14 protein-coding genes are annotated in these 15,662 nt (G+C 69.0%); all 14 read right to left on the bottom strand.

The annotated features are described in order from the left end of the window. Positions 1 to 21 precede the first annotated feature (21 nt). Genes OIN59_RS19425 through OIN59_RS19360 form a run of 14 tightly spaced genes read right to left on the bottom strand, consistent with a single transcriptional unit; the run spans position 22 to position 15,579 of the window. Positions 22 to 414 (bottom strand): DUF3037 domain-containing protein, encoded by a 393-nt coding sequence (locus OIN59_RS19425; protein WP_274112921.1) that lies wholly within the window; start codon positions 412 to 414, stop codon positions 22 to 24. Further along, positions 401 to 1,195 (bottom strand): HipA family kinase, encoded by a 795-nt coding sequence (locus OIN59_RS19420; RefSeq protein ID WP_274112919.1) that lies wholly within the window; start codon positions 1,193 to 1,195, stop codon positions 401 to 403. Before OIN59_RS19420 ends, OIN59_RS19425 begins: the two co-directional genes overlap by 14 nt. Further along, a complete protein-coding gene (locus OIN59_RS19415; RefSeq protein ID WP_274112917.1) occupies positions 1,192 to 2,277 on the bottom strand; it encodes an aminotransferase class I/II-fold pyridoxal phosphate-dependent enzyme in 1,086 nt (361 codons plus the stop codon). Before OIN59_RS19415 ends, OIN59_RS19420 begins: the two co-directional genes overlap by 4 nt. Continuing rightward, on the bottom strand, positions 2,274 to 3,230 hold the full coding sequence (cbiB, locus tag OIN59_RS19410) for an adenosylcobinamide-phosphate synthase CbiB (protein WP_274113021.1): 957 nt from the start codon (positions 3,228 to 3,230) through the stop codon (positions 2,274 to 2,276). Before cbiB ends, OIN59_RS19415 begins: the two co-directional genes overlap by 4 nt. Before the next feature lie 58 nt (positions 3,231 to 3,288). Next, positions 3,289 to 3,858 (bottom strand): cob(I)yrinic acid a,c-diamide adenosyltransferase, encoded by a 570-nt coding sequence (gene cobO, locus OIN59_RS19405; RefSeq protein ID WP_274112915.1) that lies wholly within the window; start codon positions 3,856 to 3,858, stop codon positions 3,289 to 3,291. 29 nt (positions 3,859 to 3,887) lie between these two features. Continuing rightward, positions 3,888 to 8,132, bottom strand: coding sequence for a cobaltochelatase subunit CobN (gene cobN / locus OIN59_RS19400; protein ID WP_274112913.1), 4,245 nt, complete (start codon positions 8,130 to 8,132; stop codon positions 3,888 to 3,890). Then, complete coding sequence (locus OIN59_RS19395; protein ID WP_274112911.1) at positions 8,129 to 8,515, bottom strand: DUF2149 domain-containing protein; 387 nt, start codon at positions 8,513 to 8,515, stop codon at positions 8,129 to 8,131. Before OIN59_RS19395 ends, cobN begins: the two co-directional genes overlap by 4 nt. Beyond that, positions 8,512 to 8,979 (bottom strand): hypothetical protein, encoded by a 468-nt coding sequence (locus OIN59_RS19390; protein WP_274112909.1) that lies wholly within the window; start codon positions 8,977 to 8,979, stop codon positions 8,512 to 8,514. The genes OIN59_RS19395 and OIN59_RS19390 overlap by 4 nt, the downstream gene beginning before the upstream one ends. A gap of 17 nt (positions 8,980 to 8,996) precedes the next feature. Next, complete coding sequence (locus OIN59_RS19385; protein WP_274112907.1) at positions 8,997 to 9,791, bottom strand: ABC transporter ATP-binding protein; 795 nt, start codon at positions 9,789 to 9,791, stop codon at positions 8,997 to 8,999. Next, entirely contained in the window at positions 9,788 to 10,822 is a 1,035-nt protein-coding gene (locus OIN59_RS19380; protein WP_274112904.1) for a FecCD family ABC transporter permease, read from the bottom strand. The genes OIN59_RS19385 and OIN59_RS19380 overlap by 4 nt, the downstream gene beginning before the upstream one ends. Beyond that, positions 10,819 to 11,721 carry an ABC transporter substrate-binding protein gene (locus OIN59_RS19375; protein WP_274112902.1) on the bottom strand — a complete coding sequence of 301 codons (903 nt, stop codon included), beginning with the start codon at positions 11,719 to 11,721 and terminating at the stop codon, positions 10,819 to 10,821. The genes OIN59_RS19380 and OIN59_RS19375 overlap by 4 nt, the downstream gene beginning before the upstream one ends. Further along, complete coding sequence (locus tag OIN59_RS19370; RefSeq protein ID WP_274112900.1) at positions 11,721 to 12,323, bottom strand: bifunctional adenosylcobinamide kinase/adenosylcobinamide-phosphate guanylyltransferase; 603 nt, start codon at positions 12,321 to 12,323, stop codon at positions 11,721 to 11,723. Before OIN59_RS19370 ends, OIN59_RS19375 begins: the two co-directional genes overlap by 1 nt. Then, a complete protein-coding gene (locus tag OIN59_RS19365) occupies positions 12,320 to 13,699 on the bottom strand; it encodes a cobyrinate a,c-diamide synthase (RefSeq protein ID WP_274112899.1) in 1,380 nt (459 codons plus the stop codon). The genes OIN59_RS19370 and OIN59_RS19365 overlap by 4 nt, the downstream gene beginning before the upstream one ends. After that, entirely contained in the window at positions 13,696 to 15,579 is a 1,884-nt protein-coding gene (locus OIN59_RS19360) for a TonB-dependent receptor domain-containing protein (RefSeq protein WP_274112895.1), read from the bottom strand. Before OIN59_RS19360 ends, OIN59_RS19365 begins: the two co-directional genes overlap by 4 nt. Positions 15,580 to 15,662: the final 83 nt, after the last annotated feature.

Here is a 15,662-nt window from a genome sequence, read left to right as displayed (position 1 = left end):
ATTGGGAAGAGGGGGTGGAAGTCAAGGCAGTGGGCGGACCATGCGGCCCATGATGTGTTCGAGTGCTGCCGCCGCATCGATGCAGCGGCCGGTGTGCACGGGCGAGGTCTGGATGATGGCGCTGCGCCGGGCGGTGAGCCAGTGAAAGCGTTGGCGGTACGGCAGGCGCGCAATCGGCCCACAGCCTTCTTCGCCCGCACAGATGGCCACGATGGCGGCCAAGTGGCGGCGCACGGTGTCGATGTCGGCCTGCGGGTCCATAGCCAGCAGGCGTGTTTCGTCGAGCGCGATGGCCGCCTGCAGAAAGCCGGTGCGCTGGCACGACAGGATCACGCCCGCGTTGATGAATTCCTCGCGCTCCACGCGAGGCACCACGCGCACGATCGCGTAGTCGTACACCTCAGGTGCGTGCATCGACCGCCTCCTTCAACGCATTCACCCAGGTGGCGCGTGCGGCCAGGCGCTCGCAGAAATAGTCCACATACGCCTGGCGGTGGGTGGTGGTGGCGGTCAGCGGGCCTTCTTCGTGGTCTGCACCGGCCAGTTGCAAAAACTCATCGGGCACCTCGGCCAGAATGCCGCCCACCACATCGGGCGTGAGACGTGCGGCCAGCTCGGCATCCACCTGCACCAGCGCCGTGGCCTGGGCCAGCAGCACATGGTCGGCAATCGGCGCAAAGGGCTTGTCAGGCTGGGCCACAACACCGTTCCAGGCATGGTGAAACGTCAGCGCCGCACCATGGTCGATGAGCCAGGGCTGGCGGTGCCACATGAGCAGATTGGTGTTGCGCGCCGTGCGGTCCACATTGCCCACCAGGGCATCGAACCACACCAGGCGCGAGGCGAAGTCATCGGACACTCGATCCACCGCCGGGTCGAAATTGAGCGCGCCCGACAGGTAGTCCAGCCCCACGTTCAGGCCGCCACTGGCGCGCACCAGGTCCTGGATCTCGGGGTCGGGCTCGGTTTGCGCCAGCGCGGGGTCGAGCTGGGCCAGCACGATCTCGGGCACGGGCAGACCCAGCGCGCGGGCGATGCCACCTGCGATCATCTCGGCCAGCAGCGCGCGCACGCCCTGCCCTGCGCCACGGAACTTGAGCACGTAAGTGCCCAGGTCGTCGCCCTCGACGATGGCGGGCATGGAGCCACCTTCACGCAGCGGCGTGACGTAGCGATTGATGGTGATGGTTCTCACAAGGTCTCCCCTGAACCGGTTGAAACTCTGTGCGGGATGGTACGGCCCGGCAGCGCCTGCCATGCGGCCTGCAGCGCATCTTGTGCAGCGGGCGCCAGCACACCCAGGCGCACGGTGCCGGGGAGGCCGAACGATGTCGCATCGCGCAGCTTGATGCCGCTGGCACGCAACGCTGCCAGATCGCTTTGCAGTGTGGCTGTGGCGGGCCGCGCGCAGAAATAGTTGGCCAGGCTGCCTGCGTGCACGGCCCAGCCCAGGTCGGTGCACAAAGCCAGCTGGCGCGCCTTCCAGTCGCGCAGGGTGTGCAGGCTGTGCAACAGCCATTGCTGCACGGTGGCTTGCGTCCACGCCTGCAGCAAGGCCACGCCGTGGGCGCCCACGGGCCAGGAAGGTGCCAGGGCTGTCAGCGCCTGCGCCTGCACATCGCAACCCTCCGGTGAAATTGCATACGCCGCGCGCACACCCGTGAGCCCCAGGGCCTTGTTGGGGGTCCAGAGCTGCCAGCAGGCCGATGGCAGGCGCGGCGACGGTGCACCCGTCCACGCGGACTCGGCATCGAGCCTCAAGGGCACATACGCGCAGTCGATCACCCGCAAGGCACCGGCAGCGTCGCCCTCTTCGCCTTTTCGCCACCCGCGCACGGAGGGATCTTCCACACCCAAAGGGCTGGATGGCTCACACGCCCATTGCAAACCCACCGCAGTGCCCCCCCTGCGCAGCACATCCAGACCACGCACTTGTGCAGCCTGGGCGTAGTCGCCATAGCTGTGCGGCGGCACGGCCGCCTGCACCACGCCCTGCTGCGCGGCCAGCGCGGTGATGCGGTGGATGAACTCGCTGGCACTGGCCGCCAGCACGATGCGCCCTGGCGATACGCTATGGAAGGCGCCCAGGGCCTCGCGCAGGGCTGTGTAGGCCGGGTCGGGGTAGCGCGTGGCGTCGGCCGCCTGCACGGCGTGCAGCGCCTCGGGGCATGGCCCGCAGGCATTGCTGTTGGTCGAAAAATCAAACAACGGAATGCCCGCAGCGTCTGGCCCCCCGTGCAGAGATGCAGGCAAGGAAAAAGAGCCTGGAGATGTCATGCGTGTACCCAGGCAAAGGCCACCAGCACGCCTAGCTGCAGGGCGGCGGCTACCGGCGCCATGGCCAGCACCACCTGCGTGCCCAGGCGCGCGGCACGCCGCGTATCGAGCGGCCCGGCCCGGCGGCCCTTGCTGTGCAGCGTGTACACACCGGGCTTGGCCAGCCGCACGTTCAACGCCAGCGCCATGGCCGCCATGGGCCAGCCGCTGTTGGGCGACGGCGTCTTGCGCGCCTGTCGTGCCAGCGTGGACAACGGCAAGCCCTTGGCCACCACAACCATCAACAAGGCGGTGATGCGCGCGGGCACCCAAGACAGCACATCGTCGGCCCGCGCCGCCCATTTGCCCGCCCATTGCCAGTAGCGCCCGCCGCGCATTCCGGGGTAGCCCCACATGGCATCGGCCGTGTTAGCAAAGCGGTACAGCGCCGCCCCAGGCAGGCCCAGCAGTGCAAACCAGAACAGCGGCGCCACCACCGAGTCGTTGAGGTTTTCGGCCAGCGATTCGATGGCGGACTCGCGCACCTGCACGACGGTGAGCGCGCTCACATCACGACTCACCAGCCGCGACAACTGCGCACGCCCGGCGGGCAGCGACTGGCCCAGCGCCACCTCCACCGCCAGCACCTCGTCGTGCAACATGCGCCAGGCCAGCAGGGGCTTGAGCAGCAGTGCCAGCAACGCCGCCGCCACAAAGCCGTGCAGCATCAGTACCAGCTGCTGCGCCGCCCACCCCACTATAAAAACAATAGCTGCCAGCACACACCACACAAGCGCCGCAAGCCAAAAAAGCTTCAAATCCCTGGCGACAGGGACCGCTGGCGCCAAGCGCTCACCCCACCACTGCAGCGCCCGCCCCATCCAGACCACCGGGTGCCAGGCAGCGGGCGGCTCGCCCAGCCACCAGTCCACCGCCAGCGCCAGCAGCGGCACGCCGATCCACACCGCCACCATGGGCCAGCCCCCGGCGGGTGTGAGCAACAAAAGCCAGTGGTCGGACACGGCAGCCTGACTAGTCTTCGATGCCGCGCTGCGCGGGAATGCCCGCCTTGAACGCGTGCTTGATCAGCTGCATCTCGGTCACTGTGTCTGCCAGCTCGATGATCTCGGGCGGGCAGCGGCGGCCCGTCAGGCACACATGCACCTCCTTCGGCCGCTCGCGCAGGGTCTGCAACACGCCGTCGAGCGGCAGCCAGCCATAGATCAGCGGGTAAGTGATCTCGTCCAACACCACCAGAAAATGCTCGCCCGACAGGATGGCGGCGCGCGCCTTTTCCCAGCCGTCGCGCGCGAGCTGGGCCGAGTGCTCCAGGTCCTTGCTCTTCCAGCTGAAGCCATCGCCCAGACCCTCGATGGGCAGGCCGATCTGCTCGAACATGCGGTGCTCGCCAAAGCGCGCGGTGGGCACTTTCATGAACTGGAAAATCTTCACGGCCTTGCCCCGGCCATGCGCGCGCAGCGCCAGGCCAAAAGCGGCCGTGCTCTTGCCCTTGCCATCGCCGGTGTTGACGATGACAAGGCCACGGCGTTCGCCCTCGGGCTTTTCGTAGCGTTTTTCGGTGGGCGGGGTTTCGATCTGCATGGTGTCGATTCTTTCAGAGAGGCCGGTCATCACAGGCCGGCCGGTTGCAACGGGGAAGACAGCGAGGACGGACGGCGCGCCTGCCACGCGGCGCCCGCCATCGCCACCAGGGCCATGACCAGCAGGGCCACGATGCCCACCATGCGCTCCACGGGGCTGGATTCTTTGGCGGTGTCGAGGGCTTCGCGCTCGGGCTGCCGCTCCAGCAACACGCCCATGGTAGGCACGGCGGGCGCAGAGGGTGGTGCTTCTGCCTGGGCGGGCGGCGCGGGCAGGTCAGCGGCGGGGGGCGCAAGCTGTGGCGCTGCAAGGGCTGGCGACTGCGGCGCGGCAATGGCCATGCCTGCAGGCGGGGTCTGCTCTACGGACTCACCACGAGCCGCCCGCTCCACCCAGCGGCGCACGCTGGGCAGCTCGGCGGCCAGCGGGGCCGCGCGCGTCAGCTCCTGGTACATCTGCGCGAGTTGCTTTTGCGTGTCGGCATCGGCCTGCCAATAGCCCTGGCGCTGTGCCTGCACCAGGCGCTCCAGCGACTGGGCATAGGCCTGCGGGTGTTCCTTGAGCCAATCGGGCAGGCCCAGCTGGTGCTTGTCGCGCACCAGCACGTCATAAAAGCTTTGCCAATGGTCGCTGCGCACCGTGTCGGGCGCGACGGCCTGCCAGCCCCAGGCAAACTGCACGGCCTTGAGCACCTGCAGCGTGCCCGAGTAGCCCTCGGCCTTCTGCGCCTGTAGCCAGCCGGGGTGCAGGTAGCGCGACTGCATCTCCAGCGCAATGGCGCGCTGCGCGGTTTCGGTGGTGGGCTCGCTAGCGTCCTGCAGCTGGGCCACATGCAACTCCAGCCCCTGCGGGCGCCCGGCCACACGGGCTGCGGCCGACAGGCCGCCCAGGTACTGGAACGGGTCGTCCGAGCTGACCATGGCATACAGGTGCGAGCTGCGCGACAGGATGGCGGCATCGGTGCGGCGCAGGTGCGCTCCCAGCGCCTTCGCCGCCGTGCCGCCCGCAACCCCCGTCACCGGCTCGCCATCCAGATAAGGCTGGCTCATGCGTTCTAGGAACATCTGGCCCAGGCGCGCATCGTTGGTTTGCAGGCCGTCGCTCTGCACCGCGTCCGACAGGCCGGTGCCATAGTCGCCCACCGCATTGCCGAACGAGCGCACGCGCGCCAGTTGCTCGGCCTGCGCGCGGGGCACGCCTTGCTTGCGCAGCTCCTGGCCGATCTGCTCGGTATTGCGCGCGATCACATTGCCGGGCTCTGCCGTGGCGGCCTGGGCCACCGCGCGGTCCAGCAGTGCCATCAGCGCGGGGAACTGGTCGCGGTACGAGCCGGTGATGCTCATGAGCACATCGACGCGCGGGCGTTTCAGCTCATCGGCGGCAATGGTTTCGACGCGCACCGGGCGGCCCGAGTCATCCCACACCGGGCGCATGCCCAGCGCCACCAGGGCCTGGGCTTCCATGATGCCCTGGTGGCGCAATGTTTCACCCGCCCACAGCGACAGCGCCATGCGCTCTGGCGCCTGGCCGCCATGGCGCGCCTGGTAGTCCTTGAACCAGTCGTTGAACAGCGTCTGCGCCACGGCATAGGCCTGGCGTGTGGGCAGGCGGCTCGGGTCCAGCCCCGTAAGGTTGCGGCCCGTGGGCAGGCTCTCGGGGTTGCGGATGGGGTCGCCCCCGTAGGCAGCAGGCAGGTAGCGCCCTTCCAGCGCAGCCAGCAGGCCGGGCAGCTCGCCCTCGGTGGCGAGCAGGCGCTCCAGCTCTTGCGCTCGTTGTGCGAGCTGCAGCAGCGCGGGCGTGTCGATGGGCTTGCGTGCGGCGCGGTTGGGCACATGGTCTTCGGCGCGCACCACATCGGATGCACCCGTCGCACCCGGTGTTGCAGCTTGCGCTGGCAGCACGGGGCGCAGGTCCAGCACGCTGGCGGCCTGCGCATCCTTCAATGCCACTTCCAGCCAGCGCGCAGGGCGCGCGGCCAGCACCGCGTCGTGTTTGATGAGGAAGGCTTCGTCGATGTCTTCGCCCAGCGCCTCGATCAGCGGCTTGCGCAGCGCCTGCAGGATGGTCTCGCGCCGCTGCTCCGGCGCAGGCACGCGGCCGAACACGGCCAAGCCCTTGGGCTGCGAGCTTTGCGCGAGCTGGTCCAGGTAGGGGTGCAGGATTTCGAGGAAGCCGCTAAAGTCGGCCGCGATGCGGTCAGCGCTCCAGCCCAGGTCACGGTGTAGCTGGTGCTCCACAAACTGCGCGACCAATTGCTTTTCGAGCGCGCGGCGCGTGGGGCCTTCGTCCACAGTTTCCCACTCGTGCATCACCTCGTGCATGTGGGCCATGCGTGCCTCGAAGCCCGCCGGGGCGAACACGGGCGTGCGGTGGCTCACCAGCACGGCGCGGCCCCGGCGCTTGGCCGTGAGGGCCTCGCCCAGGTTGTCCACGATGTAGGGGTAGACCACCGGCAGGTCGCCCAGCGGCAGCAGCGCGTCGTCGTGCACATCGAGCGCACGCGCCTTGCCACCGGCCCATTCCTGCGTGCCATGGGTGCCGAAGTGGATGAGCGCGTCGGCCTCCAGCTGCGCCCACAGGTACACGGCCAGGTAATGGTGCGACAGCGGCGCCTTGGACTTGTGCATGAACGGGTTCTGGCCCAGGCGCAGGGTTTCCTCGCGCGGGGGCTGGGGCAGCACGGACAAATTGCCCACCTGCAGGCGCGGGATGGCGAACACTTTTTCGCCCTGCCACTCGACCACGTAGCGGCTCTTTTCGGGAGTGCCCCAGTGCGCGTTCATGCGCTCGCGCACGGCCTTGGGCAGCGTGGCCAGGTGCTGCTCGTAGCGCGCCAGCGGCAGCGCGGCGGCCTGCCCGCTTTGCAGCAGCGCGCGCACATCGGCGCCGGGGTAGTAGGCGGCCAGCAGCGGCTTGAGCCCGTCGATCCAGCCCTGCTCGGGCACCTGCTGCGTGCGGTAGCCCGCCTGCGCCAGGCCGCCGGACACCTGCTCCAGGCTGCGCGGCACGTTGAGGAACGAGGCGCCGAAATTGGTGCCGCCCGGCGGGTAGTTGTAGACCATGGCCACCAGGCGCTTGTCGGCGGCGGGTTTGGTTTGCAGTGTGATCAGCCGCCGCGCCTTGGCCGCCACGGCCTGGGCCTGGCGCTCGATGAGGCGAAAGTCCTTGCCCTCCGCACCGTGGGCGGCCACCAGCACCGGGTCGATGGCGCCAGCGGCTTCGGGCTGCGCCAGATAGAACGGCACGTCGGACAGCGACAACCCCGTGTCGCTGGCCTCCCAGGCGACCGCATCACCGGCGCGGTAAGGCTGTGTGCCCAGCAGCGGCACGCCCCAGCGGACCAGCAGCGGCTGCAGCGCAGCGGCCTGGGGCACGAGCTGGTGCAGCACGAGAGCAGAGGCATGCAGGCGGCCGGGGCCGGTGCCGCTCTCGGGCGGCAGCTCCAGCACCTCGGCCAGCGTTTGCGCCGTGACCTGCTGGCCAAAGGCCGCATAGGCGAACAGGCCTTGCTGGCGGAAGGTGCGCAGCCAGGCATCGAGCCATTCGGTGCTGCCATCGACAAAATGGTGGCGGTGCACCAGCACGGCCACGGCGGGCAGGCCCCGCAGCGCGGGCTGGCCTTGGCGCCAGGCCTCCAGCGCTGCGGCGTGGGGCAGCAGGCGGGGCGCGTCGGGGTGGTAGATGCCCCGGGGGGGCAGGATGTCGGGCGCGGGCAAGTCGGGCATGGCCGTGCCTCGTACCGTGGCCTGTGCCAGGGCAATGGCGCTCTTCAGGTTGCGCGGGCCACCGGCTTGCAGATAGGCCACCATGCGGGCAGGGACATCCAGCGCCGCGATATTTTTAGACCCATCGGCCACCGGGGCGCCCGCAGGCACCCACACCACGCGGCCGGGTACACGTGTCGCGCGGGCATCAAGCTGCGCCCCCGCCATGCGGCGCAAACGCGCCTCTACGCTGGCATGCGGCGCATCCACCCACACCAGCGCAGCGCCCGCCAGCGCGCGCTCCAGCTTCTGAGCCTGCGCTGCGTCGAGCACCGCTGGGCCCGCGAGCGGGTAGTCGATGTGCGCAAAGCCCAGGCCCGCCTCGGTGGCCAGGCGCTGCACCATGGCCGTGCGTGGGGCCGTGGTGATGTCGGAGGTGAGCCACAGCAGCACGGGCGCGGTCTTGTTGGAACCCTCTGCGCCCTGGGCCTTGCCCGCCTGTACGGCATGCACCAGCGGCGCAGCCAGCAGCAGGCAGCACAGCGCCGCGCGCAGGATCAGCGCCTTCATGGCTTGATGGGTACCGGCGTGACGGTGCCACCCGCGCCACCAGCCGAGGCACTGGCAGGGGCCGCGCCCGTTTCAGGGATGTAGACGATGTTGCCGTCTTCGAGCTTGTAGGCCACGCCCGCGCGCACGCCCTGCCCTTGCGCGGCACTGCCAGCACCCTTGAAGCGCACTTCCTTGCCCTGCTCGCGCACGACCACTTCCATGTCGGGCTGGCCGGGGTTGCGGATGATGGTGACGCTCTCGTTGGCGCTGGTCTGGGTCTGCACGGCCACGGCCGTGAGCAGCGCCACCACGAGCACCAGGAACACGTCCACCAGGTTCACGGCCGACAGCATCGGGTCGTCGTCGTCCTCGGCCAGCACATTCAGGTGCTTCAAAGTCATTGCGCCACCCCGCGCTCCTTGCGCACCACCAGCAGTTCGGCCAGCAGCCAGCGGCGGCGCACCGAGTACACCACCAGCCCCACCGACGCAGCCGCCAGCGCCAGCACCACGCCCGCAAAGGCGCCGCTGAACACCGCCAGCGCCTGCTGGCCGTTGCCCGCCGCCACGCTTTGCAGCGCGGGACCCAGCGGAATCATCGTGGCGATCAGCCCCAGCATGGGCGACAGGCGGCTGAGCAGGCGCACGGGCTCCACCTGGCGCACCAGTTGCAGCTCCAGCTCTTCCATCGACAAACCCGGAGCCACGCGCAGCGAGCGGTACTGCGGCTGGCGCCAGCGCTGCCAGGCTTCCATGAGCGTGGCACCGCCAGTCCACAGCGCGTAGACAAACGCCAGCCCCACCAGCACCAGCACGGGCCAGAGCAACGACTGCGCGACCTGCGAAAAACCCGATTCGATGTTCATGCTTCTACTCCCTAAGTTCATTGGTTTTTCTTGCGTTGCAGAGAGGGCAGCGCCATCCACATGCCATCCAGGTGCCGCACATGGATGCGGTGGTCAAACACCTGCTCCAGCGCGGCATGGGTGGCGGGCGCATCGCAGGCGCCCTGGTGCAGCACGCGGCCACCGGCCATCACCACCATGTCATCGGCCTGCAGCGCCAGCGACACCTCGTGCAGCACGCTAACCACCGTGCCTCCCGCATCGATCAGCGCGCGCATGGTGTGCAGCCAATCGGTCTGGTGCGGTGGGTCGAGGTTGGCCAGGGGTTCATCCATCAGCAGCACCTGCGCCTGCACCGCCAGGGCGCGGGCCAGCAGCACTCGCTGGCGTTCGCCACCCGACAGTTGCGACAGCGGGCGGTGGCGCCAGTCCCAGGCCTGCGTGGTGCGCAGCGCCTGCTCCACGGCCGCGTGGTCGGCCGCGCCCGGCGGGGCCAGCCAGGCCTGGTGCGGCAGGCGGCCCAGCATGGCCACGTCGTAGCTCGTCAGGTCGTCGGCCGAGCCTTCGTTCTGGCCCAGCCAGGCGAGTTGCCGGGCACGTTCGCGTGCGGGGATTTGCGCGAGCGGGCGGCCCAGCAGCAACACTTCGCCCTGCACCGTAGCGCGCGGCAACAGGCCCGCCAGCACCTTGAGCAGGGTGGACTTGCCCGCGCCGTTGGGGCCGACGATGCTGGTCCAGCGCCCGGTGGGCAATTGCAGGTCAATGCCCTGCAATATCAAGCGATTTCCGATGCTGGCGCTTATTCCATTTGCGCTGATAGCTATTGATTTCATAGTGCGCCCCCTTGCGAGGTGCGCCGGTGCATGAGCCATAGCAGATAGGTGCCGCCCAGCGCCGCCGTGAGCACGCCCACGGGCAGCTCCTGCGGCGCCAGCACCCAGCGCGCCATGATGTCAGCCGCCATAAGCAGCACCGCGCCCATCAGGCTGGAGAGCACGATGTGCCGCTCGTGCGTCACGCGCACGATGGAGCGCACCAAGTGCGGCGCGGCCAGCCCCACAAAGGCGATGAGCCCCGTCTGCGCCACCGCCGTGCCCGTGGCCAGCGCCATGGCGGCCACCAGCCCTGCGCGCATGGGCATCAGCGGCAGACCCAGGCTGGCGGCCGTGGCCTCGCCCAGCGTGAGGCCGTCGAGCGCGCGCGCCAGCATCCAGGCGACCACAGAGCACAGCGCCCAGGCCACAGCCATCAGCACGCAGGCCATCCAGCCCACAAAGGCCGTGCTGCCCAGGATGAAGGCCTGCATGGCCTGCAGGATGTCGGGCGAGGCCAGCTCCACCAGGTCGCGCATCGCGCCCAGCACCACGCCCACAATCACCCCCGCCAGCAACAGGCGCAGCGTGTGCTGCACCCCCTGGGCCAACAGCAGGGTGAGCACCACCGCCCCCGCCGCGCCCAAAAACGCCATGCCCGTGATGCCGATGCGCGCCAGCCACTGCGCCGCTACCGGTGACACACCGAACATCGCCATCGCCACGGCCCCGCCCAACGCCGCGCCCGAGGCGCTGCCCAGCAGGTATGGGTCAGCCAGCGGGTTACGAAACAACCCCTGCGCCACAGCGCCCGACAGGCCCAGCAGCGCACCCGCCAGCCACGCACCCAGCGTGCGCGGCAGGCGGATATCCCACACGATCTGCCAGGCCACGGGGTCGCCGTGCATGCGCAGCACGCTGTCAAAACCGGTGCTGCCCACGCTGGCACCGCACAGGGCCAGCACGGCGCTGGCCAGCAGCAGCCAGGCGGCGCACCATGCGGCGCGGCGGCTGGCGGAGCCGGTGGGCAAATCAACAGCCACGCTGGTCATGGAGCTTTCTCCACCAGACAGCGCGCCATGATGCGGGCGGCCTCGGCCATGCGCGGGCCGGGGCGCACCACCACGTCGGAGTCGCCGGGGCCGAACACACACAGCCGGTTCTCGCGGATAGCGCGCATGGTGGCCCAGCCGGGGTACGGCACCATGGCCTGCATGCTGCGGTTGCCGATCATGATGATGTCTGGGTTGGCGCGCACCACGAACTCGGGGTTCAGGCGCGGAAAAGGCCCCAGCGACGCTGGCACCACGTTGCGCACGCCCAGGCGGGTGAGCGACTCGCCAATGAACGACGATTCGCCCGCCGCATAGGGCCCCCGGCTCACCTCGAAGTACACGCGCGCATTTTTGGCCTGGGGCGGCAGGGACTGTGCAGCCGCCAGCACGCCCGCGTCGATCACGCGCCAGAGGCGGTCGGCGCCCTGCGCACGGGGCACGCCCAGCAGGTCGCTCACGGTGCCCAGCACGCGGCGCACATCGGCATGGGTCTTGGGCTCCAGCTGCACCACGGTAACGCCCAGCGCCTCCAGCCGGTCGCTGGCACGCGAGCTGACGGACATCAGCACCACGTCGGGCTTGAGTGCCACGATGGCCTCGATGCTCGGGTCCAGCCCGCCGCCCACCTTGGGCAGCTTGCCGACCACGGCTTCGGGCCAGTTGGAATAGCGGTCCACCCCCACGAGCCGGTGGCATTGCTCCAGCTCGCACACGCTTTCGGTCAGCGAGGGCAGCAGGCTCACGATGCGCTCGGGCGGGCGGGGCAACGCGATCTTGCGGCCCTTGTCGTCGGTGATCTGCACAGGCTGCGCCCGCGCCAGCCCGGCCATGAGCAGGCCCAGCAACAACAGGATGGCGATCACCCACAGGATGCGGCGCACGGGGGTGGGTTTCATCAGCGAGGTTCTTTCAAAGTGAGGGGCAGCCCGGCGGCCATCAGCGTGACGCGGGGGCACGCCTGGGCCACCTGCTGGTTCAGTGTGCCCAGCGCATCCACGAAGGCGCGCACCTCGCGCCCCATCGGGATGACCCCCAGGCCAATTTCGTTGCCCACCAGAACAACGGGCCCAGGGGATTTCCGAACCGCTACCCAAAACATAGCTGCCTGCGCTTTCCAATCAAGCGCTAGAGCCTGTTTTTGTTCAAAATTCATGGTTTCCACACCCAGGGGCATGGTCCAGTGGGTGAGCCAGAGCGTGAGGCAGTCCACCACCAGCAGGGTCTGCGGCGCGCTGTGCAACGCCAGGGCAGCGGCCACATCGTGCGGCTCTTCCACCGTCTGCAGACCCGGCACCCGTTCGGCGCGGTCGCGCTGGTGGCGGGCGATGCGCTCGCGCATCTCTTCGTCCCAGGCTTGCCCCGTGGCGATCAGCACGGCACGGTGGTCGCCGGATTGCGCCAGCCAGTCGCGCGCCAGCAGCTCGGCGCGGCGCGACTTGCCGCTTTTCTGGCCACCCAGGATGAGTTCGGTGGTGATGGGGTGCAAGGCGGGTGTCATGCCGGGACGCCTCCAAGGAGATGCGCCACGGCCTCGGGGCTGGACGGGAACCACGCATGGAAGTAGCTGGCGTGGATGCTGCCCTGCTGGTACAGCGCTTCACCCGCATCCGGCGCAACGGCCTCGTTCGGGCGGGCCGTGCGGGCCACCACGGGGGCGCTGCTGTCGCTGGTCGAATAATGGAAGGTGTGGCCGCGCAGGGTGTGCCCCGCCACGGTCAGTTGCTGCGGCCCGAGTGCGGCCAGGCGCTTTTGCATGGTCACACGGCCGGGCAGCAGGCCCCACAGCGGGGCCGTGCTGCCGTCTGCCAGGGTGATGGATTCGAACAGCGCCATCATGCCGCCGCACTCAGCCCACAGAGCTTTGCCTGCGGCCACATGGGCGCGCAGGCTGGCTTGCATGCCGGCGTTGGCAGCGATCTGCGCAGTGTGCAGCTCAGGGTACCCACCCGGCAGCCACACTGCGTCGCAAGCGGGCAGCGCGGCATCGTGCAGGGGTGAAAAGAACACCACACGTGCGCCCATCTGCTCCAAGCATTGCAGGTTGGCAGCGTAGGTGAAACAGAACGCCGCGTCGCGCCCCACGGCCACGGTGCGTCCCGCCAGCAGCGCAGGCATGGCGACTTTTGAGGCGGGCTCTGGAAAGTCCACCGCCCAGCGCTGCAGGTCCTCCAGCGTCATCTGGCCCAGGGGTGTAGCCGACAGCGCGTCGGCCGCAGCGTCTAGCCGCTGTAGGCTGTCGTCCAGCTCATGCGCGGCCACCAGGCCCAGGTGGCGTTCGGGTAACAGCGCCGCACCGGCCTTGCCTGCAGCGGGAGCCGCACCGGACTGCACTCGCATCAGCGCACCCATCCAGTCATCCGCATCGTGCAAGCCCCCCTGCAGCATGTCGGCGTGGCGTGCGCTGCCCACACGGTTGGCCAGCACACCGGCCCAGGGCAAGCCCGGACGATAGTGGCGCAGGCCAAACGCCAGCGCGCCAAACGTGCCCGCCATGGCAGAAGCATCGACCACCGCCAGCACCGGCACACTAAAGTGCCGTGCCAGGTCAGCCGCGCTGGGGCTACCGTCAAACAGCCCCATCACACCTTCGATGAGGACCAGGTCCGACTCGCGCGCAGCGTCGTACAGGCGCTGCGCGCAGTCCGCCTCGCCATTCATCCACAGGTCAAGCTGGTGCACCGGCGCGCCGCTGGCCAACTGGTGCCAGTGCGGGTCCAGAAAGTCCGGCCCGCACTTGAACACCCGCACCCGCCGACCCTGGCGCGCATGCAGGCGCGCCAGGGCGGCAGTAACGGTGGTCTTGCCCTGCCCGGAGGCCGGGGCTGCAATCAGCAGCGCCGGGCAGCGGGCGGCGGCGGCAGTCGCCAGGGTCACTGCGGTGCCCACTTCACACCAAGGTACACCGTGCGACCGGCCGTGGCGTAGGTACGCGCCAGCTGGTAGTCCTTGTCGGCCAGGTTGTCGATGCGGGCCAGCAGCGTGTAGTCGCGCGCAATGCGGGTGCTGGCGTACAGGTTGACCAGCGTGTAGCCACCCAGCACGTTGGTGTTGGCCACGGTGTCGAAACGGCGGCCTGATGCCTGCACTTCGGCGCCCACGGTCCAACCCGCCAGACGGGTGTCCGCGCCGAAGGTGGCGTGCTGCTTGGCGCGGCGTGCCAACTGCTTGCCGGTGTCCAGGTCACGCGGGCGCTGCAGGTCGATGGAGCCATGCAGCTGCACATCGCCCATGCGATGCGAGCCAGCAAACGTCACGCCCTTGTATTCGGCCCGGGCCGTGTTGGCGTAGCAGCCAAAGTCCGACAGGCAGGTGCCGGGGCCGGAGAACGAGATCAGGTTGCTCACGCGGTTGCGAAACAGCGTGGCCGAGAAGGTGCTGTTGCCCTGGGCGTAGCGCAGCGCCACTTCGGCATTGCGGCTGCTTTCGGGGCGCAGCGTGGCCACGCCGTATTCGCTGAAGCGGTGGTACAGCGTGGGCGCACGGAAGGCCGTGCCCACCGACGCCGTGGCACGCCACTGCGGGGTGATGGCATAGCCATAAGCGACGCTGCCGGTACTCTTGCCGCCAAACTCGCTGTCGGAATCGTGGCGCAGATTGAGCTGCACAGTGTGGCCTGCGGCGTTGTAGCCATAGCCCAGCGCCAGCGCGTCTTGCGAGCGTTTGGCGTCGATGGGTGCGTTTTCCAGGCGGTCTTCGCGGCGCTCCAACGCGGCCGTGACCAGGTGCGCACCCTGGCGCCATTCGTTCTGGAAGTAGTAGCCGCGCAGGCGCGTGTCGCTCAGATAAGGCGAGGGGCGCGTTTCATATTCGTCGCGCGAGTCGGTGATGGACAGGCGTGTCTTGTAGGCGCTGCTCCACTGGGCGATCCAGTTAAGGCCCAGGGCATGCATGGTGTGCAGGTTGCGGTCGTCCTTGCCCAGCCCGCTGTCATAGCCACTGTTGGAATCATTGACCATGAGCGTGCCTTCCAGCCGGTGCGCTGCATCGACCTGCAAGCCCACGCGGGCATGGCCTGCCGTGGTGCGGTAGCCGTCACGGTCGGGGTTTTGGGTGGCCAGCGTGCGGGCGTTGAAGCCTTTGCTGTCATCGCGTGCAAAACCCAGCGCGTAGTCCACCGTGCCGCTGGCACCACTGATGCCGGCTTCTACCTTGGTGGTGTTGTGGTTGCCAACGCCTACGCCCACATAGGGTGCCGTGCCGTTCTCACCGCGCTTGGTGAAGATCTGCACAACGCCCCCCATGGCATCCGATCCATACACGGCGCCAGCCGGGCCGCGCAGCACTTCGATGCGGTCGATGAGGCCCAGCGGAATGCTTTCCCAGGGAGCGCCACCGGTGGATTGCGAGTCGATGCGCACCCCATCGATGTACACCGCCGTGAAGCGCGACTCGGCGCCCCGCAGGAACACGCCGGTGGTGGTGCCTGGGCCGCCATTGCGCGAGAACTCCACGCCGGGCAGACGGGCCAGCAGGTCGGCCAGGCCGGTGGCGCCACTGCCTTCGATGGTTTCGCGGTCCACGATGGAAATGTCGGCCACCAGGTCGGCCAGGGGCTGCGGGGTGCGCGTGGCGGCCACCACGGTTTCAGACAACGACGGCGCGCGCAGGTTTTGCGCCAGCAGCTCGCCGGAGGCTGGGGCGGTCTGGGCGAAAGCGCCGCAGGCACTGCCAGCCAGCAATGACAGCAGTGCCAGGCGTGGGGCGGGCAGGCGCAACGACGCAACAGGGCGCGCACGAAGGGTACGGATTTTCATGGGGATCAAGGTCAACAAACAACCCGGGCCGGCCTCCCGCCAGCATGTGGGTGATACAGCCGCGCAGCACCACAAAAGCGGGC

Source organism: Acidovorax benzenivorans (genome assembly GCF_028680575.1).
In the GTDB taxonomy this organism is placed as follows: domain Bacteria; phylum Pseudomonadota; class Gammaproteobacteria; order Burkholderiales; family Burkholderiaceae_C; genus Acidovorax; species Acidovorax benzenivorans.
This window is presented reverse-complemented; position numbering and strand designations above follow the sequence as displayed.

Coding starts and splice junctions, on each gene's coding strand:
- OIN59_RS19375 (WP_274112902.1), bottom strand. CDS start 11,721: ATGAAACCCACCCCCGTGCGCCGCATCCTGTGGGTGATCGCCATCCTG.
- OIN59_RS19390 (WP_274112909.1), bottom strand. CDS start 8,979: ATGAACATCGAATCGGGTTTTTCGCAGGTCGCGCAGTCGTTGCTCTGG.
- OIN59_RS19370 (WP_274112900.1), bottom strand. CDS start 12,323: ATGACACCCGCCTTGCACCCCATCACCACCGAACTCATCCTGGGTGGC.
- OIN59_RS19395 (WP_274112911.1), bottom strand. CDS start 8,515: ATGACTTTGAAGCACCTGAATGTGCTGGCCGAGGACGACGACGACCCG.
- cobO (WP_274112915.1), bottom strand. CDS start 3,858: ATGCAGATCGAAACCCCGCCCACCGAAAAACGCTACGAAAAGCCCGAG.
- OIN59_RS19360 (WP_274112895.1), bottom strand. CDS start 15,579: ATGAAAATCCGTACCCTTCGTGCGCGCCCTGTTGCGTCGTTGCGCCTG.
- OIN59_RS19425 (WP_274112921.1), bottom strand. CDS start 414: ATGCACGCACCTGAGGTGTACGACTACGCGATCGTGCGCGTGGTGCCT.
- cobN (WP_274112913.1), bottom strand. CDS start 8,132: ATGAAGGCGCTGATCCTGCGCGCGGCGCTGTGCTGCCTGCTGCTGGCT.
- OIN59_RS19415 (WP_274112917.1), bottom strand. CDS start 2,277: ATGACATCTCCAGGCTCTTTTTCCTTGCCTGCATCTCTGCACGGGGGG.
- cbiB (WP_274113021.1), bottom strand. CDS start 3,230: ATGGTGGCGGTGTGGATCGGCGTGCCGCTGCTGGCGCTGGCGGTGGAC.
- OIN59_RS19385 (WP_274112907.1), bottom strand. CDS start 9,791: ATGAAATCAATAGCTATCAGCGCAAATGGAATAAGCGCCAGCATCGGA.
- OIN59_RS19380 (WP_274112904.1), bottom strand. CDS start 10,822: ATGACCAGCGTGGCTGTTGATTTGCCCACCGGCTCCGCCAGCCGCCGC.